Source organism: Promicromonospora sp. NPDC052451 (genome assembly GCF_044547525.1).
Classification (GTDB): domain Bacteria; phylum Actinomycetota; class Actinomycetes; order Actinomycetales; family Cellulomonadaceae; genus Promicromonospora.
The window spans coordinates 211,594-235,992 of the sequence record NZ_JBIUAP010000007.1 but is presented as its reverse complement, the minus strand read 5'-3'; the positions used below and the strand labels follow the sequence as shown (position 1 = coordinate 235,992).

General features: G+C 73.6%; 18 protein-coding genes. 11 read left to right on the top strand and 7 right to left on the bottom strand.

Annotated features, from left to right (window positions below):
• Positions 1–192: 192 nt before the first annotated feature.
• From ACIG47_RS14725 to ACIG47_RS14715, 3 genes are all read right to left on the bottom strand, one after another.
• Positions 193–4,011: a S8 family peptidase gene (locus ACIG47_RS14725; protein WP_397431658.1), complete on the bottom strand. Its 3,819-nt coding sequence runs from the start codon at positions 4,009–4,011 to the stop codon at positions 193–195.
• A 147-nt stretch (positions 4,012–4,158) separates the two neighbouring features.
• On the bottom strand, positions 4,159–4,701 hold the full coding sequence (locus ACIG47_RS14720) for a Clp protease N-terminal domain-containing protein (RefSeq protein ID WP_397431656.1): 543 nt from the start codon (positions 4,699–4,701) through the stop codon (positions 4,159–4,161).
• Positions 4,701–4,910, bottom strand: a complete 210-nt coding sequence (locus ACIG47_RS14715; protein WP_397410479.1) for a helix-turn-helix domain-containing protein — start codon at positions 4,908–4,910, stop codon at positions 4,701–4,703. The genes ACIG47_RS14720 and ACIG47_RS14715 overlap by 1 nt, the downstream gene beginning before the upstream one ends.
• A gap of 237 nt (positions 4,911–5,147) precedes the next feature.
• Between ACIG47_RS14715 and sucC the strand changes: the two genes are divergently transcribed.
• The 5 genes from sucC (at position 5,148) to ACIG47_RS14690 (ending at position 11,358) form a co-directional block, all read left to right on the top strand.
• On the top strand, positions 5,148–6,317 hold the full coding sequence (gene sucC / locus ACIG47_RS14710; RefSeq protein ID WP_397410481.1) for an ADP-forming succinate--CoA ligase subunit beta: 1,170 nt from the start codon (positions 5,148–5,150) through the stop codon (positions 6,315–6,317).
• Positions 6,318–6,356: 39 nt separating this feature from the next.
• Positions 6,357–7,253: a succinate--CoA ligase subunit alpha gene (gene sucD, locus ACIG47_RS14705; RefSeq protein ID WP_119139663.1), complete on the top strand. Its 897-nt coding sequence runs from the start codon at positions 6,357–6,359 to the stop codon at positions 7,251–7,253.
• Between the two features lie 211 nt (positions 7,254–7,464).
• Positions 7,465–9,147 carry a DUF6350 family protein gene (locus ACIG47_RS14700; RefSeq protein WP_397431654.1) on the top strand — a complete coding sequence of 561 codons (1,683 nt, stop codon included), beginning with the start codon at positions 7,465–7,467 and terminating at the stop codon, positions 9,145–9,147.
• Positions 9,148–9,156: 9 nt separating this feature from the next.
• Positions 9,157–9,801, top strand: a complete 645-nt coding sequence (gene purN / locus ACIG47_RS14695; RefSeq protein ID WP_397431652.1) for a phosphoribosylglycinamide formyltransferase — start codon at positions 9,157–9,159, stop codon at positions 9,799–9,801.
• Positions 9,802–10,107: 306 nt separating this feature from the next.
• The gene (locus tag ACIG47_RS14690) at positions 10,108–11,358 is read left to right on the top strand and encodes an MFS transporter (RefSeq protein ID WP_397431651.1); all 1,251 of its coding nucleotides are present in this window, start codon (positions 10,108–10,110) and stop codon (positions 11,356–11,358) included.
• A 12-nt stretch (positions 11,359–11,370) separates the two neighbouring features.
• Here the strand turns inward: ACIG47_RS14690 and ACIG47_RS14685 are convergent, their stop codons facing one another.
• Positions 11,371–12,429 (bottom strand): SDR family NAD(P)-dependent oxidoreductase, encoded by a 1,059-nt coding sequence (locus ACIG47_RS14685; protein ID WP_397431650.1) that lies wholly within the window; start codon positions 12,427–12,429, stop codon positions 11,371–11,373.
• Positions 12,430–12,489: 60 nt separating this feature from the next.
• Between ACIG47_RS14685 and ACIG47_RS14680 the strand changes: the two genes are divergently transcribed.
• Together ACIG47_RS14680 and purH are read left to right on the top strand one after the other, a co-directional pair.
• On the top strand, positions 12,490–13,146 hold the full coding sequence (locus ACIG47_RS14680) for a TetR/AcrR family transcriptional regulator (protein WP_397431648.1): 657 nt from the start codon (positions 12,490–12,492) through the stop codon (positions 13,144–13,146).
• 124 nt (positions 13,147–13,270) lie between these two features.
• Positions 13,271–14,923: a bifunctional phosphoribosylaminoimidazolecarboxamide formyltransferase/IMP cyclohydrolase gene (gene purH / locus ACIG47_RS14675; RefSeq protein ID WP_397431647.1), complete on the top strand. Its 1,653-nt coding sequence runs from the start codon at positions 13,271–13,273 to the stop codon at positions 14,921–14,923.
• Positions 14,924–15,116: 193 nt separating this feature from the next.
• Here purH and ACIG47_RS14670 read toward each other — a convergent pair whose 3' ends face one another.
• A complete protein-coding gene (locus ACIG47_RS14670) occupies positions 15,117–16,550 on the bottom strand; it encodes an NAD(P)/FAD-dependent oxidoreductase (protein ID WP_397431645.1) in 1,434 nt (477 codons plus the stop codon).
• A 109-nt stretch (positions 16,551–16,659) separates the two neighbouring features.
• On the opposite strand from ACIG47_RS14670, the gene ACIG47_RS14665 reads away from it, so the two are divergent.
• Positions 16,660–17,109: a DUF3017 domain-containing protein gene (locus ACIG47_RS14665; RefSeq protein ID WP_397410501.1), complete on the top strand. Its 450-nt coding sequence runs from the start codon at positions 16,660–16,662 to the stop codon at positions 17,107–17,109.
• Between the two features lie 69 nt (positions 17,110–17,178).
• Here the strand turns inward: ACIG47_RS14665 and ACIG47_RS14660 are convergent, their stop codons facing one another.
• Together ACIG47_RS14660 and ACIG47_RS14655 are read right to left on the bottom strand one after the other, a co-directional pair.
• Complete coding sequence (locus ACIG47_RS14660; RefSeq protein WP_397431643.1) at positions 17,179–18,354, bottom strand: septum formation family protein; 1,176 nt, start codon at positions 18,352–18,354, stop codon at positions 17,179–17,181.
• Positions 18,355–18,555: 201 nt separating this feature from the next.
• Positions 18,556–19,527: an MIP/aquaporin family protein gene (locus ACIG47_RS14655; RefSeq protein WP_397431642.1), complete on the bottom strand. Its 972-nt coding sequence runs from the start codon at positions 19,525–19,527 to the stop codon at positions 18,556–18,558.
• Positions 19,528–19,700: 173 nt separating this feature from the next.
• Here ACIG47_RS14655 and ACIG47_RS14650 point away from each other — a divergent pair, with 173 nt between their 5' ends.
• The 3 genes from ACIG47_RS14650 to ACIG47_RS14640 are packed head-to-tail and all read left to right on the top strand — an operon-like array spanning position 19,701 to position 24,307.
• Complete coding sequence (locus ACIG47_RS14650) at positions 19,701–20,690, top strand: malate dehydrogenase (RefSeq protein ID WP_397431641.1); 990 nt, start codon at positions 19,701–19,703, stop codon at positions 20,688–20,690.
• A 32-nt stretch (positions 20,691–20,722) separates the two neighbouring features.
• Positions 20,723–22,048, top strand: a complete 1,326-nt coding sequence (locus tag ACIG47_RS14645; protein WP_397431639.1) for an MFS transporter — start codon at positions 20,723–20,725, stop codon at positions 22,046–22,048.
• Between the two features lie 48 nt (positions 22,049–22,096).
• On the top strand, positions 22,097–24,307 hold the full coding sequence (locus ACIG47_RS14640) for an NADP-dependent isocitrate dehydrogenase (RefSeq protein WP_397431637.1): 2,211 nt from the start codon (positions 22,097–22,099) through the stop codon (positions 24,305–24,307).
• The last annotated feature ends 92 nt before the right edge of the window (positions 24,308–24,399 follow it).

Below are 24,399 nucleotides of genomic sequence, written 5' to 3'. Positions count from 1 at the left end.
AGTCCACGGCCCTCGGTGCTGCACCGCGTTGGTGCGCTTCTACCCAGCGATTGCGCCCAGAATCCTCGTGAATTCCGGGCCTGATCGCTGGGTAGAAGCGCACATCCGCGCTGCGCCGCCGCGCCGCACGCGCTGCGCCGCACCGCGCCGGCCGCACGCCGCCGCGCCCCGCGCGTCAGCCGCCCCCGCGCGTCAGCGCAGCCCGAACGCCCGGGTCAGGGTCTGGGACACCGAGCTGCCGGCGCTGTCCTCGACCGTGGTCCGCAGGGTCGCGAACTGCGCGCCCCGCGGAGCCGCCAGGCGGGCCGACCAGGCACCACGGTCCCGCGTGAGGTCGAGCCGGCGCCAGGTGGCCCCGTCGTCGTACGACACCTCGACCGTGGGCCGGCCCACCGTGGCCTCGATCCCGGGCAGGTGCGACGGCGTCACCGACAGGCGGGCGGTGCGCGCGGCACGTCCCGCGGTGTCGGTGTCCACGTCGTAGTCGAGCTGGATCAGCGGGAGCGGCTCGGCGGCCTCCGGCCCGCTCGCCCCCGACGTGAAGGTCCACTCGGTGAGCGTGTGCGTCGAGTACGGGCCGGACCAGGCGGCACGGTCGTTGTCGACCACCACGCGGTACGGCAGCTCCTCGGCGGGCAGGCCGCCGTTCACCGGCAGGAACTCCGCGTTGCTCCACAGGAGCTCCGTGTCGCCCTGGTAGAGCGTGGCCCGGTTGCGGACGTCGAAGTTCCCGCCACCCGTGCTGCCGATGTGCCCGCCGCCCGAGTCACCCCAGCCCGGAACCGGCACGTACATCTGGTCCAGGTAGCGCACCGGCTGCGAGTCCAGCGCCCCCATGCGCGGGCGCAGGACCGGGCCGAACCAGGTCACGTCGCTGGTCGAGCGGGCCGCGTACCGCAGCACCTCGGCCGACGACTGCCCCATCTCGCCCGGCAGGTACGCGCTCTGCGTCCACGGCACGTCGGCGGTGACCCAGTCGGTCCGCTCACCCTGCGCGGGTGCGACGAGCTGGTTGCCCGCCGTCCACCCGTGCCAGACGTCGAACCGGGCCTCCAGCGCCGGACCCTGCCGGTGGTGGCGGAACGACATGTCCACCCGCGCCAGGTCACGCCGCGTCGAGGTCCATGTGGGCCGGGCCGGCACGGCGCCGGTCCAGTGGTGCACGACGTCGTACGTGTAGTCCGTCGTGGGGTGGGACGTGACCGTGACCTCGGGCCGGTGCCGGTCCAGGGACCGGAGCAGCTCGGCTCCCTGCCCGGACGTGAGCGTGGCGACCGTCAGCGGTGCCGGCTCGCCCGGGATCCACGGGGACTCGTCCCACGGGGTCAGGCGCCCGGCACCGTCGTGCACCACGAGCAGCAGCCGCGCCCCGGCGTCGGCCGCGGCCTGGGCGAGCGGTGCGATCTCGTCGGTCCCGGCGGCCCGTACGACGACGGCGGTGCCCCGGAGGCCCGGTCCGGTCCCGCCGTGCCCCGCCTGCCGGGCACGGTCCGCGAGGTCCGCGAGGCCGGCGGCCTCGACCACCCGGAACGTGCGCGTCCCCGCCGGCAGCGGTTCGGCGCCCCGCTTGACCCGCAGGTCGTCGAGGCCGGCAAACCCGGGGCGGGCGCCCCCGACCGTCAGCGCCGGCTGCTCCAGGCGGAACTGGGTCCCGAACTCGAACAGGCCCTCGGTCACCTTCTTGCCCGTCGGCAGCGCCCACAGGCTGTCGTACTCACCCGCGGGGAACATCGAGCTCGCCGTGTAGCCGCCGTTCGGGAACTGCCGCATCACGTCCAGGCGCATCGAGGCCGGGTCGGTGTCCTGCGGCACCTCGGCCCGCACCTGGACCGCCTTGCGTGCGTCCAGCACGACCGAGCGGTCCTGGCTCAGGTCCACGTCCACGAAGCTCAGCAGCGCGGTGCCGAGCGACCCCGGCCCGTTCGCGCCCTCGACGTCGACCGACAGCCAGCCGCTGTAGCTGTCCACCGGGAGCCGCAGCACGGCCGTGCCCGTCTCGTCCAGGTCGGCACCGGCGAAGATGTCGTCGGACGTCACGAGCAGCTTGCCCGCGGCGGGGCGCCCGTCGTCGCCGAGCACGGTGACGGTCAGCTCCTGGCGCTGGCCCTCGCGGCTCGCGCCCGTGAGCGTCCGCGCGCGGACCGCGCCGCTGCCATCGGTCGCGACGACCGTCGCGCTGAGGTCCGCCTCCGCGGGCAGCAGCGAGAGGTCGGCCGTGAGCGTCACCGACGCCGTGCCGCCCGCAGGCACCGTCACGGCGGCCGCCGACAGCGTCAGGAACCCCTGCGGGAGGGCGCCGTCCACCCCGCCGTCCACCGCGAGGCCGAGCTCGACGGGTGCGTCACCCAGGTTGGTGTACGTGATCGGCTTCGACACCGGCTCGTCCACGTCCGAGCCCCAGGGGTGGAAGCCGAACCCGGCGCTCGCGGTACCGAAGACCTCCGCGGCCACGGCAGCCGGCGCGTCGATCCGTCCGCTGCCGGCCTCGTAGGCGGTGTAGGCGGGGGTCGGCACGGCCGTGCTGACGATCGCCTCCTTGATCTGCTCGGCCGTCCAGTCCGGGTGCGCCGCCGCGACCAGGGCCGCGGTACCCGCCACGTGCGGGGTGGCCATGGAGGTGCCGCTCATCGTCGTGTACATCCCCGACCCGCGCACGAGCTGCGACCGGGCGGCGAGCACGTCGACGCCGGGCGCGGTGACCTCGGGCTTGATCCCGCCGTCGAGCGCCGGGCCGGTGCTGGAGAAGTCCGCCAGCGTGTCGGTCGCGTCCACGGCGCCCACGGCGAGGGCCGAGTCGGCCAGGGCCGGGGTGCTGATGGAGCGCGGACCGTCGTTGCCAGCGGCCGTCACGAACAGGGCGCCCGTCTCGGCGGTGAGCTCGTCCAGGGCTGTCGCCATCGGGTCGTCCGCGCCGGCGGGGGCGCCGCCGAGGCTCATGCTGACGATCCGGGCGTCCTGGTCCCGCGCGGCCCACTCCATGCCGGCGATGATCCAGGACTCCAGACCGCGGCCGTTGCTGTCGAGCACGCGGCCCACGTGCAGCCGCGCGCCCGGGGCGACGCCCCGCTCGAGCCCGTCGGAGGCGGCCCCGGTGCCCGCGATGGTCGACGCGACGTGCGTGCCGTGCCCCTGGTAGTCCTCGACGTAGTCCTCGCTCGTCACGAAGTTGGCGCTCGCGGCGACCTGGTCGGCCAGGTCGGGGTGGGTGGGGTCGATGCCCGTGTCGAGCACGGCCACGTCCACGCCCGCACCGGTGTTGCCCGCGGCCCACAGCTCGGGCGCGCCGATCTGCGCCGTGGACTCCGCGAGGTCGGCCGTGACCGGGCCGTCGAGCCAGATCTTCTCGATACCGCCCGCGAACGCGGGCTCACCGCCCCGGCGGGCGGAGTCCCCGTCGCCGGAGTCCCCGTCGCCAGGCACGCCGTCGCCAGACGCCCCGTCGCCGGTCAGGCCGGACCAGAACGCGGCCGCCTCGTCGCGGTCCTGCTCGACGGCGGCGCCGTCCAGGCTCGGCAGCGGCCGCACGACGTCGGCGCCGGCGGGTGGCGTCGTGCCGCGGGACCGGGCCGCGTCGTCGGTGTAGCGGACGATGAGCGGCAGGGAGTCGCTGCTCGCGTCGTCGTAGCCGTTCGCGAGCAGCTCCGTGACGTTGAACAGGCGGTCGTCGAGCACACCGGCCGTGACGTACGACAGTGCGGCGTCCGGGTAGACGTAGGTGCTGCCGTCGCGCTCGGTGCGGTGGTAGGACGACGTCGTCCCGCCGGGTCCGGCGACCGTCGTGACGGTCGTGCCGTCGGCGGTCGTGGCGACGGTGACGGTGTCGCCGGTGATGAGGGTGACGCTGCGCGATCCTGCCGCCGATGGCGGGAGCGCGGTGGCGGTCCGGTCCGGGGGGACCGGACCGCCGGGGCGCGCGGGCGTCGCGGCGGACGCCGACGCGGCCCCGACGGCCAGGGCCGCTGTGACGCCGGCGGCGACCAGGGCCCGGGCACGGGTGGAGAAGGTGAACACGGATGTCCCTTTCGACAGTGGTGTTCCTTTTCCTATCCGCCGGGTGCCGCGCGCTGGGTTTCGCGGGTGTAACGAGGACGCCGGTTCGGTGGCCGACACCGGTCATCTGACACGACCCGGCCACGACGGGCCGTGCCGCACCCCGGGTCAGGCGGCCTGCGCCCCGCCCTCGGCGCGCTGCCGGACCTGGTCGACGTCGGCGCCGGCGTCGACCAGGACGCGCCGCGCGGGGGAGTCGGCGCGGGTGAGGCCGAGCAGCAGGTGCCCGCCGTGGATCTCCTTCGAGCCCAGCCGGATCGCCTCGCGGAGCGCGAGCTCCAGCGACTTCTTCGCGTCCGGTGTGAAGGGGATGTGCTTGCGCCGCCCGCGCAGCACGCGGCCCGCCCGGGCGAGCGCACCCTCGCCGAAGGTCTCCTCCGTGCGGCGCGTCACCTCGTCCAGGTCGATGCCCACGGCGGCCAGCGCGCCGGGGTCGAGCTCGTCGCCGGCGGCGATGTCCGCGCGGGTGCGGTCGACGAGCCCGCCGACGTCCACGCCGCCGTCGGACAGCGCGGTGCGGGCCGGACCCGGGGCCGAGGCGAGGGCGACGAGCAGGTGACGGGTGTCGATCTGCTCGCTGTGCGCGTCCCGGGCCACCTGCTGGGCGTCGACGACGGCGGCGCGGGCGTCCTTGGTGAACCTCTCGAACATCAGATCCTCCTGTTGTGCTTCTTGTGGACCGCCTGCCGCGAGACGCCGAGGGCCTCGGCGATCTCCTGCCACGACCAGCCGAGCCGCCGCGCCCGCTCCACCTGGAGCGTCTCGAGGCGGTCGGCCAGCTCACGCAGGGCCCGGACGGCGCGCAGCCCCTGGGCGGGGTCGTCCCCGGCGGCGGACGCGACGAGTGCTTGCTGGTTCATGTGTCAACTATGGTTGACAGCGCTGCCCGGTGTCAACCCTGGTTGACGAATCTCCGCGATCGAGACGTGTGCCACACGTCTGTGCCGAAGAGGCCCGGAATACCGCCGCTCTCGTTCGGAAGCACAAGCAATCCAGGGCTACTCTGTACGGGGATGTCTTGACGTCGAGACATCGCTTCAGCCGGGCTCCGGGCGATACGACGTCCGAGCCGCATCCCGATGGAAGGACGCAGCAGGGTGGACCTGTTCGAATACCAGGCGCGCGACATCTTCGAGAAGCACGGCGTGCCCGTGCTGGGCGGGGTTGTCGCGACGACCCCCGAGGAGGCTCGCGAAGGCGCCGAGAAGCTGGGCGGCGGTACTGTCGTCGTGAAGGCCCAGGTCAAGACCGGTGGTCGTGGCAAGGCGGGCGGCGTCAAGCTGGCCCACTCGCCCGAGGAGGCCGCTGAGAAGGCCTCCGAGATCCTCGGCATGGACATCAAGGGCCACACGGTGCACCGCGTGATGATCGCCCAGGGCGCCAAGATCGCCGAGGAGTTCTACTTCTCGGTGCTCCTGGACCGGTCCAACCGCAACTACCTCGCCATGTGCTCCGTCGAGGGCGGCATGGAGATCGAGCAGCTCGCCGTCGAGCGTCCTGAGGCGCTGGCCCGCATCGCCGTCGACCCGGCCGTCGGCATCGACGAGGCCAAGGCCGCCGAGATCGTGGACGCCGCGGGCTTCGCCGAGGAGCTCAAGGGCAAGGTCGCCGCCGTCATCCAGCAGCTCTGGACGGTCTTCAAGGCCGAGGACGCCACGCTGGTCGAGGTGAACCCGCTGGTCCGCACCGAGGACGGCGACATCGTGGCGCTGGACGGCAAGGTCACCCTCGACGAGAACGCGGGCTTCCGGCACCCGGAGCACGCCGAGCTCGAGGACTCCGCCGCGGCCGACCCGCTGGAGGCGAAGGCCAAGGAGAACGACCTCAACTACGTCAAGCTCGACGGCGAGGTCGGCATCATCGGCAACGGCGCCGGTCTGGTCATGTCCACCCTCGACGTCGTCGCCTACGCCGGCGAGAAGCACGGCGGCGTCAAGCCCGCCAACTTCCTCGACATCGGTGGCGGCGCCAACGCCCAGGTCATGGCGAACGGTCTCGACGTGATCCTGAACGACGCGCAGGTCAAGTCGGTCTTCGTGAACGTCTTCGGCGGCATCACCGCCTGCGACGAGGTCGCCAACGGCATCGTGGGCGCGCTGGACATCCTCGGCGACGAGGCGTCCAAGCCGCTGGTCGTCCGCCTCGACGGCAACAACGTCGAGCTCGGCCGCCAGATCCTGAACGAGCGCAACCACCCGCTCGTCACCCTCGCCGACACCATGGACGGCGGCGCCGACCTTGCCGCCGCCAAGGCTGCCGCCGCCTGATCGCCCGCTGAAGACGTCGAAAGCAGAGACAAGAAGACAATGTCGATCTACCTGAACCAGGACTCGAAGATCATCGTCCAGGGCATCACGGGTGGCATGGGTGCCAAGCACACCGCCCTGATGCTGGACTCCGGCGCGCAGATCGTCGGCGGCGTGAACGCCCGCAAGGCCGGCACCACGGTGACGCACAAGGACCAGGCGGGCAACGACGTGACGCTGCCCGTGTTCGGCACCGTCAAGGAGGCCATGGCCGAGACCGGCGCGGACGTCTCCGTCGTCTTCGTGCCGCCGGCCTTCACCAAGGACGCCGCCATCGAGGCCATCGACGCGGGCATCGGCCTGCTCGTGGTCATCACCGAGGGCGTGCCGGTGCAGGACACCGCCGAGGTGTGGTCGTACCTGCAGGGCAAGGAGACCCGGATGATCGGGCCGAACTGCCCCGGCATCATCACCCCGGGCGAGTCGCTCGCCGGCATCACGCCGCACACCATCACGGGCAAGGGCCCGATCGGTCTCGTGTCGAAGTCGGGCACGCTGACCTACCAGATGATGTACGAGCTGAAGGACTTCGGCTTCTCGACCGCCATCGGCATCGGCGGCGACCCGATCGTCGGCACCACGCACATCGACGCGCTCGAGGCCTTCGAGAACGACCCGGAGACCAAGGCGATCGTGATGATCGGCGAGATCGGCGGCGACGCCGAGGAGCGTGCCGCCGCGTACATCAAGGAGCACGTCACCAAGCCGGTCGTCGGCTACGTCGCGGGCTTCACCGCCCCCGAGGGCAAGACGATGGGCCACGCGGGCGCGATCGTGTCCGGCTCGTCCGGCACTGCCGCGGCGAAGAAGGAGGCCCTCGAGGCCGTCGGCGTCAAGGTCGGCAAGACGCCGTCCGAGACCGCCGACCTCATGCGGGAGATCCTGCAGTCGCTCTGACGCCACCCGGCTGAGCACGCCACGTCGAGGCCCCTCGCTCCGGAACCGTCCGGAAGGAGGGGCCTCGGCGCGTTCGGGGCCGCGAACCGGGTCTTTTACCGCAGAACACACCGCCGGCACCATGCTCGGCAGTGATTTTTCGGCAAGTTCACCCGGGCCACGCCGAGCCAGGTCCCCGGTGTGACAGCAACCAGCGGGTGAAGATGGGGCCGTGAGCGCACCACCCCGCACGAGCACGGCATCCCGCACCCCGGGTGCCCGGACGAGCCGTCCGGCGAGCCGGCCGGCCGCCCGACGCAGCCGGCTCGTCGACGAGCCGCCGGCGGCAGCCGCGTCGTCGGGCCTGTCCGACGTCGTCGTCGGCGTCCTCGCCGCGGGGCAGGCGCTCGTCCTCTCCCTCGCCGTCGTGGTGCTCCCGGCGGTGGTCGCCTACCTCGTCGGCACGGCGGCGCAGGGGGCACCCTCCGGTGCGGCCGACGACGCCGTCCACGTGCGCTCCGCCGTCGACGTCGCGATGGGCATCTGGCTGCTCGGCCACGGCGTACCGCTCAGCACCGGTGAGTTCACCCTCTCCCTGGCGCCGCTCGGCATCACGGCGCTCGCGCTGTTCGCCGTCTACGTGTCGGCCAAGCGGTTCGCCGCGACCTCCGTCCGCGCGTGGGTCGCCGGTGCCGTGACCTACGCGCTGTGCACCCTGGCGGTCGCGGCGTTCGCCGGGAGCGCGCCCGGCTGGTCGCTCCCCGTGGCCGCGGTGGCCGGCCTGGTCGTGGGCGGGCTCGGTACGGGGCTCGGCATCCTGGCCCGCCCGGACGCTCCCGCCCCGGCCGAGATCGGCGAGCGGACCGAGGCCCTGGCGTTGCGGCTCACCGGCCTCGACCTCGTGCCCCCGACGTTCCGGCTCGGCCTGCGCGCGGGTGCGGTCGTGACCGCTGCGCTCGTAGGGGGCGCCGCGCTGCTCGTGGTGGCCTGGGCGGTGGCGGGGCGCGCGACGTCGTCGGACATCATCACCGCGCTCGAACCCGGCTGGGCCGGGGGCGTGGTGTTCGCCGTGGCGCAGCTCGCCCTGCTGCCGAACCTCGTGCTGTGGGCGGTGTCGTGGCTCGCGGGCCCGGGGTTCGCGATCGGCGCGGGGACGAGCTTCACCCCGTACGGCACGGTCTCCGGCCCGCTGCCGGCGATCCCGCTCCTCGGTGCCCTGCCGGGGGCGGACTGGGCCAACGCGGTGAGCGCCTGGTCGCCGGTGCTGGTGGTCGCGTGCGGCGTCGTGGCGGGGCTGTTCGCCTGGCGGCGGCTGGAGCCGTCCCTGGTCCGCTGGCCCGACGTCGGCTGGGTGCTGGCCGGCACGGTCCTGACCCCGGGCGTGCTCGTGCTGCTGGGGCAGTGGGTCGCGGCGGGGGCCGGCGGTCCGGGCCGGCTCGCCGTCGTCGGTGCGCAGCCCCTCGTGACGGCAGGGTTGGTGTCGGCCGAGGTGGCCGGGGGAGCGGCCGCCGTGCTGCTCGGCGCCAAGCTCGACGTGGTGTCACGGCGCGGTGAGATCGGGGAGGACCTGGTGACGTGGCTGCGCCGCCCGGCCCCCGTGCGGTCCGACGCCGGTGAGGACGGGCCGGACGCCGGCCGGGACGGGCTGGACGTGGCGGGGCTGGGCGCGGAGGAGCTGGACGCGGCTGACGCGGCCGGGCCTGGCGGCGGTGAGCGGACGCCGGGACGCCCGGTGCCGGACCTCGCGGCCGAGCTCGGTCTCGAGGCGTCGCCGGACGAGCCCGAGCCCGTCGGCGGCGAGGTCCTCGGCGACCCCGGCCGCGCGTGGGACGTCTCACGCGAGCCGGGTGCGCACGTCGACCTGGGTGCGGCCGAGGACTCCGGCGGAGCCTCCGGAGCCCACCGGGGAAAGTAGGCTGGGGGCGTGCAGACGCCCTCCGGTCACCCCGTCGAGTCCAGTTCCGCCAAGCGCCTGGTGGTGCTCGCCTCCGGCGGCGGGTCCAACCTCGGTGCACTGCTGGCCGCGCACGGCGACCCCGCCTACGGCGCGCGCGTCGTCGGCGTCGTGTCAGATCGTCCGTCCGCGGGCGCGCTGGACCTGGCCCGGGATGCCGGTGTGGCCTCGGCCGTGGTGGCCATGAAGGACTTCGAGGACCGGGCGGCATGGAACACCGGTGTGCTCGAGGCGATCTCCGTGTTCCAGCCCGACTACGTGGTCCTGGCCGGGTTCATGCGCATCCTGGCACCGGACGTCGTGCGCAAGTTCGAGGGGCGCATGCTCAACACGCACCCCGCGCTGCTCCCCAGCTTCCCCGGCGCGCACGGTGTGCGTGACGCGCTCGCCCACGGCGTCAAGGTCACCGGCAGCACGGTGCACCTGGTGGACGACGGCGTGGACACCGGTCCGATCATCGCCCAGACCGCCGTGCCCGTGCACGAGGATGACGACGAGCCCACCCTGACCGAGCGCATCAAGACCGCCGAGCGGGCCCTGCTCGTCGAGACCGTGGGCCGCGTGGCCCGCGAGGGCCTGTACGTCACGGGCCGCCGGGCGACGATCGGCCGCTGACCGCCGGGCGCTTACCTCCGCGGCGGTGGACGCAGCCGATCGAGTGAGCGCGCGTGCGTCCTGTCCGCGCTCTCGGGCCAGCATCGCGGACATTTCACCCGCTCGACACGCGTGACCGCTACGTTGTGCCGCGTGACCGTCGAGACCTCGGCCAATCGCCCACCGACCGATCCTCCGCCGCGGCGCGCGCCCTCCCCGGACGCCGTGTCTCCGGGGGCCGTGTCTGCGGGGGCCGCGCTTCCGGGGGCCGCGTCGTCGGACTCCGCGTCGCCGGCCGCCGGTTCGCCGTCCGCCGGATCCTCGGACGTGCCGCTCCGCCGGAACGCGGCCTACCTGCTGCTCACGACGGGACGGTTCGCGCAGGCGATCGGCGCCGGCGTCGGGACGTTCGCGATCCCGCTGCTCGCCTTCGAGGTCACGGGTTCGGTGGGTCAGGCCGGGCTGATCAGCGGCGTCGGGCAGGTGGGTGCCCTGCTGGCGACGCTGCCGGCCGGCGTGGTGGCCGACCGGGTCAACCGTCGGCTGCTGCTGGTGGTCGCGGCGGCGACGGGTGCCGCCCTGTGGGCAACCGTCCTCGTCGCCGGCCTGGCGGGCGCCCTGGGCGCCTGGCACCTGGCGCTGGTCCTGTTCGGCTCTTCGACGGTGAGCGCGTTCGTGAACCCGGCGTCGGGCGCAGCGTTGCGCGCCGTCGTGCCCGCTGCGCAGATGGCGGACGCGATGGCGGTCAACCAGGGGCGGATGGCGGCCGTCGCCCTGTTCGCCGGGCCCGTCGGCGGCTTCCTGTACGGCATGGCGCACGTGCTGCCGTTCACGGCGTCCGTGGTGGGGCACGCGATCGAGCTGGTGGCGGTCTCGTTCGTGCGCCGCCCGCTGGGCGAGGAGCGCACGGGTGCGACGCACCCGCTGGCCGATCTGCGCGAGGGGCTGCGGTTCGTGGGTCAGGTGCCGCTGTTCCGGGCGGTGCTCGTGCTCATCACGCTGCTGAACCTGACCTCGATCGCGCTGGTCGTGGCCGTCAACCTGGAGCTGGTGCGCACCGGCACCGACCCGCGGCTCATCGGCCTGGTCGACGCGTGCGCGGGGATCAGCATGCTGGCAGGCGCCGTCGTCGCGGGCCCGATCGTGCGGCGCGCGCGGGTAGGCCGGCTCGGTGTGCTGACCATCGGGCTGCTCGCCGTCGCGCTCGCCGTCATGGCGCTGGCGCCGACGTACTGGGTGTTCGTCGCGATGCTCGCCGTCGGCGTGTTCCTGTACCCGGCGCTCAACGCGGGCTTCACCGGCTACCTCACCGTGATCATCCCGGACCGCATGATGGGCCGCGCCACGTCGCTGCTCGGCCTGACCGGGCTGATCGCCGCGCCCGCCGCTCCCGTGCTCGGCAGCGCGCTGCTGGAGGGCTGGGGGATCGGCGGCACGCTCTGGGTGATGACGGGCGCCGTGCTGATCGTGCTCGTGGCCCTTGCCCTCACCCGTCCGCTGATGCGGATCGGCACGCCGGACACCTGGGCCGTCGATGCGATCGACTGGCCGGCGGCGCGGACGCCATCGGTCACCTGACGGCCGCTCCGCTCAGACGGCCGACCAGCCGCCGTCCGCCGCGACGATCGCGCCGTTGAGGTTCACGGAGTCCTGCGAGAGGAGGAACGTGATCGTCGCCGCGAGCTCCTCGGCCATCGCGAGGCTCAGGATGTTGACCTGGTGCGGGCGCAGCACCGCCGCGCCGAACTCCGCCTGGCCGGGCACGGGGATGCCCGTGGCGACGCCGCCGGGCGCCACGGCGTTGGTGCGGATGCCGTGCTTGGCGTACATCACGGCGTTCGACCTGGTCAGCCCGACCACAGCGTGCTTGGAGGCGGTGTAGGCCGCGCCGGCCGCGGAACCCCGCAGCCCGGCCTCCGAGGCGACGTTGACGATGCGGCCCTGGCCGGCCGCCAGCATGCCCGGCACGACGGCGCGGGTGAGTCGCATCGTGCCCTCCAGGTTCACGCGCAGCACCCGCTCCCACAGGGCGTCGCTGACCTCGTGGACCGCCGACATGTCGTCCATGATCCCGGCGACGTTGGCCAGCGCGTCCACGCGGCCCTCCGCGGCGGCGACGATCCGGGCGACGTCGTCCTCGTCCGAGATGTCGCCCGCCACGGGCACGACCTGCGCCCCGGAGGGCAGGTCGGTCAGCGTGGACGCGAGGTCGTCGAGCTTCTGCGCGGAGATGTCGGCGGCGATCACGCGGCCGCCCTCGCGGGCCACCCGGGAGGCGACGGCCCGGCCGATGCCGGAGGCCGCGCCCGTGACGACCACGGTCTGCCCGGCGAACCGGCCGGTCGTGATCCGCTCGGACCAGCCTGCGGCCGTGCCGGTGGCGGCGTGCTCGGCATCCGCGGTGTCCGAGTCCGCGGTCTCGCCGGCCTCCTCGGGTGCGGCCTCCCGGTAGGCGGCCATCAGGCCGTCGAGCATCTCGGCGGGGAACGCACCCCCGGACAGGGCGACGAGCTGTTCCAGCGGCAGGCCGCGGGCCGGCGTCAGGGAGTCCGGGGTGGCGCCGCCCTGTGCGAGGAGCCCGGCGAGGATCTGGCCGCCGACAGGGTGGTCGAGCCACTCGCCGACGGTGGAGTGAACGGTCAGTGCCATGGTGTGCTCCTCGAACGTGATCGATACCGGACAACGTTGTCCGGTATCTAGGATAGCGCCATGACCGGTGTGCTTCGCGACCCTCGACGCGGCGCGGTTCCTCGCACGTCCGCGGCGCGCGGTGGCGCGCTCAACCTCGGCCCCCGGGCCGCGGCGGGCAACCGGGCGGCGCTGCTGTCCGCGGCCCGCGAGGTCTTCGGCACCGCCGGGACCGGCGCCCCGCTGAGCGCGGTGGCCAAGCGGGCGGGCGTGGGGCAGGGCAGTCTCTACCGGCACTTCCCGGAGCGCCTGGACCTGGTGGTGGCGGTCTTCGAGGAGCAGGTCGTGCTGGTCGAGGAGCTCGCCGCGACCGGCGTCGCCCTGCCGGACCTCCTCGGGCTGGTCACGCGGCACGCCGTCGACTCGGTCGCATTCGTGGACCTCGTCCGCTCGGGGGAGCCCGACCGGCGGGTGGTCGCGCTGGGGGACCGGGTCGCCGCCGTGCTGGGCGCCCGGCTCGACGAGGCCGTCGCGTCCGGCGCGGCACCGGCCGGCACGACGCCGGACGACCTGCTGCTCGCCGTCGCGATGGTCGCGGGCGGGCTGTCGGGCTCTGACGGCGACGCCCGGGTGCGCCGGGCGGAGCGCGCCTGGGAGCTGCTGGGGTTCGAGGTACGGATCCCGGCCTCGGACGGCGCGGACCCGTCGCACGGCGGGGCGGGGCGCAGCCACCGGTAGACTGCCCGTGGCCGTGACTGGCGAGGGTGGGTCACCACCGGGGAGCGGCCGAGCGACCCGTGATGCGCGCCGCCCGCCTGGGTGCCAGGGTTTTCCGCGAAGCTACCTTGCGAGGAGAACCGCCATGTCCGGCGCCCCGTCCACCCCTGACGTCCAGCTCACCGACGACTCGCAGCGCCCCGTCCGGCGCGCCCTGCTGAGCGTCTACGACAAGACCGGCCTGATCGAGCTCGCCACCGCGCTCCACGAGGCGGGGGTCGAGCTGGTCTCGACCGGCTCCACCGCGTCGAAGATCGCCGACGCCGGCGTCCCCGTCACCCCGGTCGAGGAGCTCACGGGCTTCCCCGAGTGCCTGGAGGGCCGCGTCAAGACGCTGCACCCGCGCGTGCACGCCGGCATCCTGGCCGACACCCGCAAGCAGGACCACCTGGACCAGCTCGCGCAGCTCGACATCGCGCCGTTCGAGCTCGTCGTCGTGAACCTCTACCCGTTCGCCGCCACCGTCGCCTCGGGCGCCGGGCCGGACGCCGTCGTCGAGCAGATCGACATCGGCGGCCCGTCCATGGTGCGCGCCGCGGCGAAGAACCACCCGTCCGTCGCCGTGGTCGTCGACCCGGCCGCCTACCCGGCCGTCGTCGACGCCGTGCGGGCCGGCGGGTTCACCTACGCGCAGCGCAAGGCGCTCGCGGCCCAGGCCTTCGTGCACACCGCGACGTACGACGTCGCCGTCGCGTCGTGGATGGGCAGCGTCGTGTCCCCCACGGACGAGGTGACGGTCGACGGCGAGCCGCAGCACTCCGGCTTCCCGGCCTGGATCGGCGGCACGTGGGACCGCTCGGACGTGCTCCGGTACGGCGAGAACCCGCACCAGCGTGCCGCCCTGTACACCCGAGGCGACGGCGTGACGGGCCTGGCCCAGGCCGAGCAGCTGCACGGCAAGGCCATGAGCTACAACAACTACGTGGACGCCGACGCCGCGTGGCGCGCCGCCTGGGACCACGAGGGCCCCGCCGTCGCGATCATCAAGCACGCCAACCCGTGCGGCATCGCCGTGGGCGCGGACATCGCACAGGCGCACGCGAAGGCGCACGCGACCGACCCGGTCAGCGCCTACGGCGGCGTGATCGCGGCCAACCGCCCGGTGACCGCGGACGCCGCGCGGCAGATCGCCCCGGTGTTCACCGAGGTCGTCGTCGCCCCCGGCTTCGAGCCGGAGGCGCTGGAGATCCTCCAGGCCAAGAAGAACATCCGGCTGCTCGTCGTCCCGGAGGCGCCGGCCGTCGCCGTCGAGACCCGGCCCATCTCGGGCGGGCTGCTCATGCAGGCCACCGACCGGTTCCAGGCCGACGGCGACGCCCCCGAGCACTGGACCCTGGCCACCGGCGAGGCCGCCTCGCCCGAGGTGCTCGCCGACCTCGCCTTCGCGTGGAAGGCGGTGCGGGCCGCCAAGTCGAACGCGATCCTCCTGGCCAAGGACGGCGCGGCCGTCGGCATCGGCATGGGTCAGGTGAACCGCGTGGACTCGTGCCGCCTCTCGGTCGAGCGTGCCAACACCCTGGCCGACGGCGAGTCCGGGCTGGTCGAGCGCGCCCGGGGCGCCGTCGCGGCGTCGGACGCCTTCTTCCCGTTCGCGGACGGCCTCCAGGTGCTGCTCGACGCCGGGGTCACCGCCGTCGTGCAGCCGGGCGGGTCGATCCGGGACGAAGAGGTGGTCAAGGCCGCCGAGGCGGCCGGCATCACGATGTACCTGACGGGCACGCGACACTTCGCGCACTGAGGCCAACAGAGGGTCACCGCGGCGCCCGGCGCGATCGGGGTGCCGGGTCATGGTGCCCCGCGGAGCTCGGTTGCTCTGTGTAGACAACGTCTACGCAGAGCAACCGAAGCTCGCGAGAGAAGGTGTCCCTGGCGACCTACCGGGGCGTCTCGCCGCCGTGCGCGAAGATCCGGCTGCCGGAGCGCCCGCACGGTCAGAGCACGGCGTCCTTGAGCTTCGTGCCCGGGTCCAGAGCGCGGTCCAGGTCGATCTCCAGCGGGACGCTGCGGTTCATCAGCTTGCGTACCTGCCCCACCTCGCGGGGGGAGTCGACGAGCAGCACCGCCCGGACGGTCGCCACGCGGTGGCCGTCCGGGGTGCGGCGGGGGTGCCGGTCCAGCGCGCGCTCCAGGTAGAGCGCGGTCCAGCCGCCCGCGCTGCCGCCCGAGGCGCTGCCCGCCCCTGGCTCGCCGGGCGCCGGCGGCGCCCCGCGCAGCACCACCTCGTCGAACGGGGACGGCGCGCCGAACAGCGCCAGGTCGTGCCCGAGCTGCTGCGAGAAGACGTACGGCGCGTGCGCGGGGACGGGGGCCAGACCCAGCCGGGCGCGCACGTGCTCCGGCTCGGCGGCGCGCTCGTCCAGGCCGAGCAGCGCGCGGACGGTCGGCTCGGGGTCGTGCAGGGCGGCCGACCAGTGCCCGCCCGGCACCGGGCCGAACACCGGGTGCTCCCGGGTGGCGACGTCACCCACGGCCCACACCCGCCGCAGCGCGTCGAGGTGCAGGTGCCCGGCGGGGTCGGTGGGGGAGTGCAGCCCCATGAAGCGGCCCGCCCGGTTGACCCGCAGGCCGCCGTTGGACTCGAGCGGCAGCGAACCGGCCAGCCAGCCCGACGCCGGACGCGCGCCCACGGCCGCCAGCACCAGGTCGGCCTCCAGCACGCGGCCGTCGTCGAGGGTCACGCGGGCACCGTCCGGCGCACCCTCCTGCCGCCCGGCCAGCACCTGGTCGACGGCGATGTCGGTGAGCAGGGTGACGCCGGCGTCGTCGTACCAGGGGGTCAGCAGGCCGCCCACCCGGCGGCCGAGCTGGCGCTCCAGCGGGACCGGGCCCGCCTCCACGACCGTGACCCGCGCCCCGGCGCCCGCCGCGACCCCTGCGATCTCGGCACCGATCCAGCCCGCGCCGACCACCACGAGCCGGGCGCCGGGTACGAGTGCGGCGCGCAGCCGGTCGGCGTCAGCCGCGGTGTGCAGGGTGACGGCGGCGTCCCAGCCCGCCGGGCGGACCGGCGCGCTGCCGCAGGCGAGCACCACGGCGTCGGCCTCGACGTCGTCGCCCGACGCCGTCCGCACGACCACGTGCTCGCGGTCCACCCGGAGCCGGACGGCCGGGTCAGCGAGGCGCAGGTCGTCGGCGAGGGCGGGCAGGTCGATGCCGAGGTCGTCGGCCAGCCAGACCGGCTCGGTGCGCTTGAACAGCTCCTTGGACAGCGGCGGCCGGTCGTAGGGCGGCAGGCCCTCGGCGCCGAGCACCGTCAGGTGCCCCTCGAAACCGTGCGTGCGCAGGGCTGCGGCGGTCTGCGCGCCCGCCAGCCCCGCACCCACGACCACGACGCTGCTGGGGACCTGTGCTGAGGGTGAGGGCATGGACCTCACGGTAGCTCGCAGGCCGCCAACCTGGGAACGCGCTGGCATTCTGGTTGCAAGCAGGTCACGGCTCTCCTGAATCGCGACGTTTCGGTTGTACTCTCGTGCCGTGGATCTCAGTGAGACGCGGACCGCCCCCGGCGCACCGGGTGGCGCCACGACGCTCCTCGAGCCGGGCCCCGCCGGAACCGCTACGCTCGAACGCGCCGGACAGGCAGGCCTGGCCGGGGCCGCCACGACGACCACCCGGGAGCCTGACCGTAGTGAGCCAGCCAGCGGCGAGGCCGCCGACATGACGCTCCCGGAGCTGCAGCGCAGCAACCTCGCGATCTGGATGGTGCTCGGCGGCGTCGTGCTCTCGGTCCTGCTCGGCATGGTCGCCGGCGCGCGAGCCGGGGCGATCGGCATCGGAGTGGTGCTCGTGGTCTGCGCGATCTTCCGCGCGGTGCTCGACAGCCCGGTCGGCCTCGTGATCCGCACGCGGACCATCGACATCGTGCTCTACGGCTCGACCGCGGTGCTCATCGGCATCCTCGCGGTGGCGACGCCGAGCATCTGAGCCCTTTCCTCTGGTTCTTCCCCGTCCAGCTCTCCGGGCGCCCGGCTCCCGCGGCTCCCGCCGGACGGGTCAGCGCTCGGCGTCCCGCAGCGTTCCCGTCACCGGCGTCTCCGACTCGACGACGCACAGGATGCGCCGGTCACCCTCGGCCCAGCTCTCCTCCGACGGCGCGATGGGCCAGTACAGCAGCTCCGACCGCGCCCAGCGCAGCCCCACGAACCTCGCGAACTGCGGGTAGCAGTAGGCGTCGGCCGCGTCCCAGAGCGCCTGCTGGGTGGGCGCCTCGCCGTCCTTCGCCAGGCTGTCGTCGGCCGTCGTCTCCGCGTAGATCTCGCCGCCGTGCGCCGTGGTGCAGGACACCACGGGGATCCGGTACAGCGTGGACTGGCCGGACGTCGCACTGGTGTCGAAGCAGTCGCCGACCTCCAGGTCGGGGATCTCCGCTCCGGACGTGGCCGTCGTGTCCGGCCCCGGGTCCGCCGCGCCGCCGTCCTCCGGGGAGGTGCCGGGGTCGGTGCCGTCGGCCGGGTCCTCGCCGTACCCGCCCTCACCGGCGTCCTCGCCGGACTGGTCGTCCCCGTACGGGTCCTGGGCGTACGGGTCCTGCGCGGAGAGGTCCCCTCCGTACGGATCCTCTCCGTACGGATCCTCGGCGTACGGGTCGTCCGCGTACGGGTCGCCGGACGGTGCGGCGGTCGACGTCGGGGCGACGCCGTCGTCGGGCGCACCGATGCCCAGCGGGCCGGCCAGCGCCGGGGGCACGAACGACCGGGCCGCCGCGACGACGCCCGGCGGGAGCGACGACGCGTAGGTGGGTGCGGCCACGATGCCGACCGCCAGCGCGACCAGGCCGACCACGCCCGTGGTCACCGCACCGAGCGCGAAGTCGAGGGTGTGCACCGACGACTTCCTGGCGCGGCGGAAGCTGCCCGTGCCGTTGGCCTCGGCGGTCCGCATCGAGAGCACGAGCGCGGGGATCGCGAGCGGCCAGAAGAAGAGGAAGGCCGCGACGACCCAGCCGACCCGCGTCGAGGAAGGGCCGGTGGGGGCGTCGTCGTCGGTGCCGATCGTCTCGGCGCCAGCCGAGGTGTCGGCCGCCGTGTCAGTCGTCGTGTCAGTCGTCGTGTCAGTCGTCGTGCGAGCCGTCGTGTCCGCGTCGCCCGGCTCGTCGGCCGTCACCTGTGGCTCCGCCGCGGCCGGTTCCGGGGCGTCGGCGTCGCGGGAGCTCTGCGTGGTGTCGGCCATGATGCGCGATCGTAGCGGGGTGGAGTTTCGCGACGGAAGCCTGCCGGACGCCGTCCGGGCCGGGCCACCCGCCGGTCACCTGCTGGTCGTCCGCCGGTCACCGAGCGGGCCCACGACGCCGGGGCTCCACCCTCCGGGGAGAGAGTGGGGCCCCGCCGTCGTGCGAGCAGTGCGCGATCAGGTCTTGACCAGGCTGTGTGGTCAGGCCTTGTCGTCGGCCTTCTTCCCGGGCTCCGCGGACTCCTGCGCGGCCTCCTCGGCAACGGGCGTCGCAGCGGGCGTCGCAGCGGGCTCGGCGGCGGCCGGCTCGACGACGGACTCGTCGTCATCGTCCTCGTCGTCGTCCTCGTCGAGGTCCTCGAGCTCCTCCTCGGCCTCGGCCGAGCCGAACGCGCGGTAGAAGAGCGCGGCCAGGGCGGCGCCGACGAGCGGCGCGACCCAGAACAGCCAGAGCTGGCGGCCGGAGCCGTCGGCGCCCCAGCTGTTGGCGAAGAGCGCGGCGGCCGTGGAGCGGGCCGGGTTCATGCCCGCGTTGGTGACGAACCACGAGACCAGGGTGAGCGCGGCGATGGCGCTGCCGACGGCGACCGGGGCGTAGCCGACCTTGCTCCGCGGGTCGTTGACACCGAGGTACACGCCGACGAGCACGGCCGAGATGATGACCTCGACCAGCAGGGCCGGGAGCCAGTCGAACTGCGCCTGGCCCTGGGTCTGCAGGTAGAGCGGGGAGTTCTGCGCGAAGCCGTTGACCGCGGAGTCGAAGGCGTCGGGCGTGCTCTCCTTGCCGAGCAGCGTGAGGAGCGGCTGCGGCACGGTCGCGAACAGCACGGCCGCCGCGAGGATCGCGCCCACGAGCTGCGCACCCCAGTAGCTGAACATGCTGGAGATCGAGATGCGCCCGCCGAGCCAGGCACCCAGCGAGATCGCGGGGTTGAAGTGCGCTCCGGAGACGCGGCCGACGGCCGCGGCACCCGCGATGTAGGCGAACGCCCCACCGAGCGCCACACCGAGCCCGCCGACCGTGTTCAGCGGGCTGTAGACGAGCACACCCACGATCACGAGCGTCAGCAGGAACGTGCCGAAGGTCTCGGCGAGCAGGCGGGAGAGCAGGCTCGGCGTCCGCTCCTCCTCGACCTCGGTGACGCCGCTGGTCGCGGCGAGGTCCTGGGACATGAAGTCAGATCCTTTCAGTGGCGCACCGTCGGGTGCGCGTCGAGGCGGCGTGCGTGCGATGTCGCGCACATCCTGCCATTACCCGCCTGAACAAAACCTGAATCCACGCAGGCGTTTTCTTCATGATGCGCGAGGGCTGGGCGTATGGCCCCCGTCGATGCAAGAGTGGGGCCATGACTGAACCCGTGAATGTCACCGTCACCGGAGCCGCTGGCCAGATCGGGTACGCGCTCCTCTTCCGTATAGCCGCGGGCGAGATGCTCGGCGCGGACACCCCCGTGCGGCTCCGCCTCCTCGAGATCCCGCAGGCCGTGGCGGCCGCCGAGGGCACCGCCATGGAGCTCGACGACTGCGCCTTCCCGACCCTGGCCGGCGTCGACATCTTCGACGACCCGGCCAAGGCCTTCGACGGCGTGAACGTGGCGCTCCTGGTCGGTGCGCGCCCGCGTGGCGCGGGCATGGAGCGCGCCGACCTGCTGGAGGCCAACGGCGGCATCTTCGGCCCGCAGGGCCGCGCGATCAACGACGGCGCCGCCGCCGACGTCCGGGTGCTCGTGGTGGGCAACCCCGCCAACACCAACGCGCTCATCGCGGCGTCCAACGCACCCGACGTGCCCGCGACGCGGTTCACCGCCATGACCCGGCTCGACCACAACCGCGCACTCTCCCAGGTCGCCGCACGGACCGGAACCCCCGTGGCCGACATCCGCAAGCTCACCATCTGGGGCAACCACTCTGCCTCGCAGTACCCCGACCTGTTCCACGCCGAGGTCGGCGGTCGCCCCGGCGCCGAGGTCGCGGCCGACACGGCGTGGCTGACGGACGACTTCATCCCGACCGTCGCCAAGCGCGGTGCGGCGATCATCCAGGCCCGCGGGGCGTCGTCGGCGGCGTCGGCCGCGAACGCGGCCATCGCGCACGTGCGCGACTGGACGCTCGGCACGCCCGGCGGCGACTGGACCTCGGCGGGTATCTGGTCCTCCGGCGAGTACGGGGTACCGGAGGGGCTCGTCTCCTCGTTCCCGGTGACCTCGGACGGCAGCGGTGAGTGGAAGATCGTCGAAGGGCTGGAGATCGACGAGTTCTCGCGTGCCCGCATCGACGCGAGCGTCGCCGAGCTCGCGGAGGAGCGCGACGCCGTCCGGTCCCTGGGCCTGATCTAGCACCCCGGCTCCGGGTGCCGGGAGGAGGCCCGATGCTCGGGCGGGCGTTTCGCTGGTTCTGGGCCGGCGAGGCCGTGTCCGAGCTCGGCACGTACGTCACGACCGTCGCGCTGCAGGTGCTCGTGGTCCTCACGCTCGGTGCGAGCGCGACCGAGCTGGGCGTGGTCAACGCCGCGCGCTGGGTCCCGTACCTCGTGCTGGGACTGGTGCTCGGTGTGGTCGTCGACCGCTGGCGACGCCGGCCGGTGCTGATCACCACGGACCTGGCCAGGGGCGTCCTGCTCGGTGCGGTGCCGCTGCTCTGGTGGGTAGGGGCGCTGACCGTCCCCGTGCTCGCCGGGTTCATGGTGGTGCTCGGCGTGGCGTCGCTGCTCAACGACGCGGCATCCCAGTCGTTCGTGCCCCGGCTCGTGCCGCGTAGCGCCCTGGTCCGCGCGAACGCCCGGCTCGACCAGACGGGCGCGGTCGCACAGGCCTCCGGTCCGGCGGTCGGCGGCGCCGTCACGACGGCGCTGGGCGCCCCGCTGGCGGTGCTGGTCGACGCGGCCACCTACCTGCTCGCCGCGTTCGCCGTCTGGCGGGCGAAGGTGCCCGAGCCGAACCCGGTCCGCACCGCGACACGCGCCGGCGGCGGTCTGCGGCACGCCACCCGCCGGTTGCTCGACGACGTCCGCGAGGGCCTGCGCTGGGTGTACCGCCACACGACGCTCGCGCCGCTGGCTCTCGCCACCCACGGCTGGTTCCTCTGCAACGGCGTCGTGACCACGGTGCTCGCCCCGTTCGCTCTCGTCGGGCTGGGGCTGTCCGCCTTCCAGCTCGGGCTGGCGCTCGCGGCGGCGGGCGCAGCCGGCCTGGTCGGTGCGCTGTTCTCGGAGCGTGCCGGCCGTGTCTGGGGCGCGGGGCGCACGGTGGTCGTGGCCCGCGCGGCCATGGTCCCCGCCTGGTCGGTCGTCGCGCTGGCGCCGGTCGGCGACCCCGACGGCGCGGCGGCCTGGCTGACGGTGGCGGTCGTCGCGCTGGCGCCGGTCGGCGACCCCGACGGCGCGGCGGCCTGGCTGACGGTGGCGGTCGTCGCCGCCGGCCAGGCGCTGTACGGGTTGGCGATGGGTCTCGAGAACGCGAACGAGATGGGCTACCGCCAGGCGGTGACCCCCGATCACCTGCAGGCACGCACCAACACGACGATCCGCAGCGTCAACCGGGCGATGCTCGTCGTCGGTGCGCCGGCCGGGGGCCTGCTCGCGGATCATGTCGGCTACCGGCCCGCGTTGTGGCTGGGCGTGGCCGGTTTCACGCTGGTGGCGGCACTCCTGGGGTTCTCCCGATTCAGGACGGCGCAGCACCCTCAGGTATCTTGATATCGAGAGATCGGCACATTCCACTAACCCGGGGAGTCAGCCACACCCATGTCCACCATCATCTATACCCACACGGACGAGGCCCCGCTTCTGGCGACGTACTCGTTCCTGCCGATCGTCTCGGCTTACGCGGCCAAGGCCGGTGTGGACGTCGAGACCCGCGACATCTCGCTCGCCGGCCGCATCATCGCGCAGTTCCCGGAGCGCCTCACGGACGAGCAGCGCCAGCCGGACGCGCTCGCCGAGCTGGGTGAGCTGGCGAACGACCCGTCGGCCAACATCATCAAGCTGCCGAACATCTCGGCGTCGGTGCCGCAGCTCAAGGCGGCCATCGCCGAGCTCCAGGCCCTCGGCTACGACCTGCCGGACTTCCCGGAGAGCGTCGAGACCGACGAGCAGAAGGACGCGCGCGAGCGCTACGGCCGCGTCATGGGCTCCGCCGTGAACCCGGTGCTGCGCCAGGGCAACTCCGACCGCCGCGCGCCGGCGTCGGTCAAGAACTACGCGAAGGCGCACCCGCACCGCATGGGTGCGTGGACGGCCGACTCGAAGACCAACGTGGCGACGATGGGCCACGACGACTTCTTCTCGAACGAGAAGTCCGTGATCATCCCGGCCGACGACACCCTGCGCATCGAGCACGTCGCCGCCGACGGCACGGTGACCGTCCTCAAGGACGGGCTGAAGGTCCTGGCGGGCGAGGTCGTGGACGGTACGTTCCTGGACGCCGCCGCGCTGGACGCCTTCCTCGCGGAGTCGATCGAGCGGGCCAAGGCCGAGGGCGTGCTGTTCTCCGTGCACCTCAAGGCCACGATGATGAAGGTCTCGGACCCGATCATCTTCGGTCACGTGGTGCGGGCCTTCTTCAAGCCGGTCTTCGAGAAGTACGGCCAGGACCTGGCCGCTGCCGGGCTGTCGGCGAACGACGGCCTGGGCGGCATCTTCGCCGGCCTGTCGGCGCTGCCGAACGGTGACGAGATCCGCGCCGCGTTCGACGCCGCGCTGGCCGACGGCCCGAAGATGGCCATGGTGAACTCCGACAAGGGGATCACCAACCTGCACGTTCCGTCCGACGTCATCGTCGACGCCTCGATGCCCGCCATGATCCGCATCGGCGGCCACATGTGGGGGCCGGACGGCGAGGAGGCGGACACCCTCGCGGTGATCCCCGACTCCTCGTACGCCGGGATCTACCAGACCGTCATCGACGACTGCCGTGCCAACGGCGCCCTCGACCCGGCCACGATGGGCTCCGTCCCGAACGTGGGCCTCATGGCGCAGGCCGCCGAGGAGTACGGCTCGCACGACAAGACGTTCGAGATCGCCGCCGACGGCACCGTGCGCATCGTGAACGGCGCGGGCGAGGTCGTCATGGAGCACGACGTGCACGCCGGCGACGTCTGGCGCGCCTGCCAGACCAAGGACGCCCCGATCCGCGACTGGGTCAAGCTGGCCGTCACCCGCGCCCGGCTGTCGGACACGCCCGCCGTGTTCTGGCTGAACTCGCGCCGTGCGCACGACGCCAACCTGATCCAGAAGCTGGAGCAGTACCTCCCGGAGCACGACACCGAGGGCCTCGAGATCCACGTCATGGACCCGGCGGAGGCGACGGCGTTCTCGCTGGCGCGCATCCGCCAGGGCCTGGACACCATCTCGGTGACCGGCAACGTGCTGCGCGACTACAACACCGACCTGTTCCCGATCCTCGAGGTCGGCACGTCGGCGAAGATGCTCTCGATCGTGCCGCTGATGAACGGCGGCGGCCTGTTCGAGACGGGCGCCGGCGGCTCCGCGCCCAAGCACGTGCAGCAGCTCGTCGAGGAGGACTACCTGCGCTGGGACTCGCTGGGCGAGTTCTTCGCACTGGCCGCGTCCTTCGAGCACCTCGCGGTGAGCGAGGGCAACGCCCGGGCGCAGGTGCTGGCCGACACCCTCGACCGCGCCACCGGCACGTTCCTCAACGAGGACCGGTCCCCGGGCCGCAAGCTCGGCACGATCGACAACCGCGGCTCGCACTTCTACCTCGCCCTGTACTGGGCCCGCGAGCTCGCGGCACAGTCCGACGACGCCGAGCTGGCCGCCACGTTCAAGCCGCTCGCCGAGGCGCTGGGCGCGGGCGAGGAGAAGATCGTGGAGGAGCTGCTCGCCGTCCAGGGCAAGGCCGCCGACATCGGTGGCTACTACCGTCCGGACGACGCCAAGGCGACCGCGGTGATGCGCCCGAGCACCACGTTCAACGAGGCGCTCGCGTCCCTCTGACGCCGGTCTCCGCCGACGTGCCAGGCCCTCAGGTCGCTCCGGTGACCTGGGGGCCTGACACGTGAGGGCGGACGGGGAGTGACGTTGGTCGC

What these genes read in the sequence shown, in the direction of transcription:
- ACIG47_RS14720 (WP_397431656.1), bottom strand. Translation starts at nt 4,701, where the DNA reads ATGTTCGAGAGGTTCACCAAGGACGCCCGCGCCGCCGTCGTCGACGCC.
- ACIG47_RS14715 (WP_397410479.1), bottom strand. Translation starts at nt 4,910, where the DNA reads ATGAACCAGCAAGCACTCGTCGCGTCCGCCGCCGGGGACGACCCCGCC.
- sucD (WP_119139663.1), top strand. Translation starts at nt 6,357, where the DNA reads ATGTCGATCTACCTGAACCAGGACTCGAAGATCATCGTCCAGGGCATC.
- ACIG47_RS14685 (WP_397431650.1), bottom strand. Translation starts at nt 12,429, where the DNA reads ATGGCACTGACCGTTCACTCCACCGTCGGCGAGTGGCTCGACCACCCT.
- ACIG47_RS14680 (WP_397431648.1), top strand. Translation starts at nt 12,490, where the DNA reads ATGACCGGTGTGCTTCGCGACCCTCGACGCGGCGCGGTTCCTCGCACG.
- purH (WP_397431647.1), top strand. Translation starts at nt 13,271, where the DNA reads ATGTCCGGCGCCCCGTCCACCCCTGACGTCCAGCTCACCGACGACTCG.
- ACIG47_RS14670 (WP_397431645.1), bottom strand. Translation starts at nt 16,550, where the DNA reads ATGCCCTCACCCTCAGCACAGGTCCCCAGCAGCGTCGTGGTCGTGGGT.
- ACIG47_RS14660 (WP_397431643.1), bottom strand. Translation starts at nt 18,354, where the DNA reads ATGGCCGACACCACGCAGAGCTCCCGCGACGCCGACGCCCCGGAACCG.
- ACIG47_RS14655 (WP_397431642.1), bottom strand. Translation starts at nt 19,527, where the DNA reads ATGTCCCAGGACCTCGCCGCGACCAGCGGCGTCACCGAGGTCGAGGAG.
- ACIG47_RS14650 (WP_397431641.1), top strand. Translation starts at nt 19,701, where the DNA reads ATGACTGAACCCGTGAATGTCACCGTCACCGGAGCCGCTGGCCAGATC.
- ACIG47_RS14645 (WP_397431639.1), top strand. Translation starts at nt 20,723, where the DNA reads ATGCTCGGGCGGGCGTTTCGCTGGTTCTGGGCCGGCGAGGCCGTGTCC.
- ACIG47_RS14640 (WP_397431637.1), top strand. Translation starts at nt 22,097, where the DNA reads ATGTCCACCATCATCTATACCCACACGGACGAGGCCCCGCTTCTGGCG.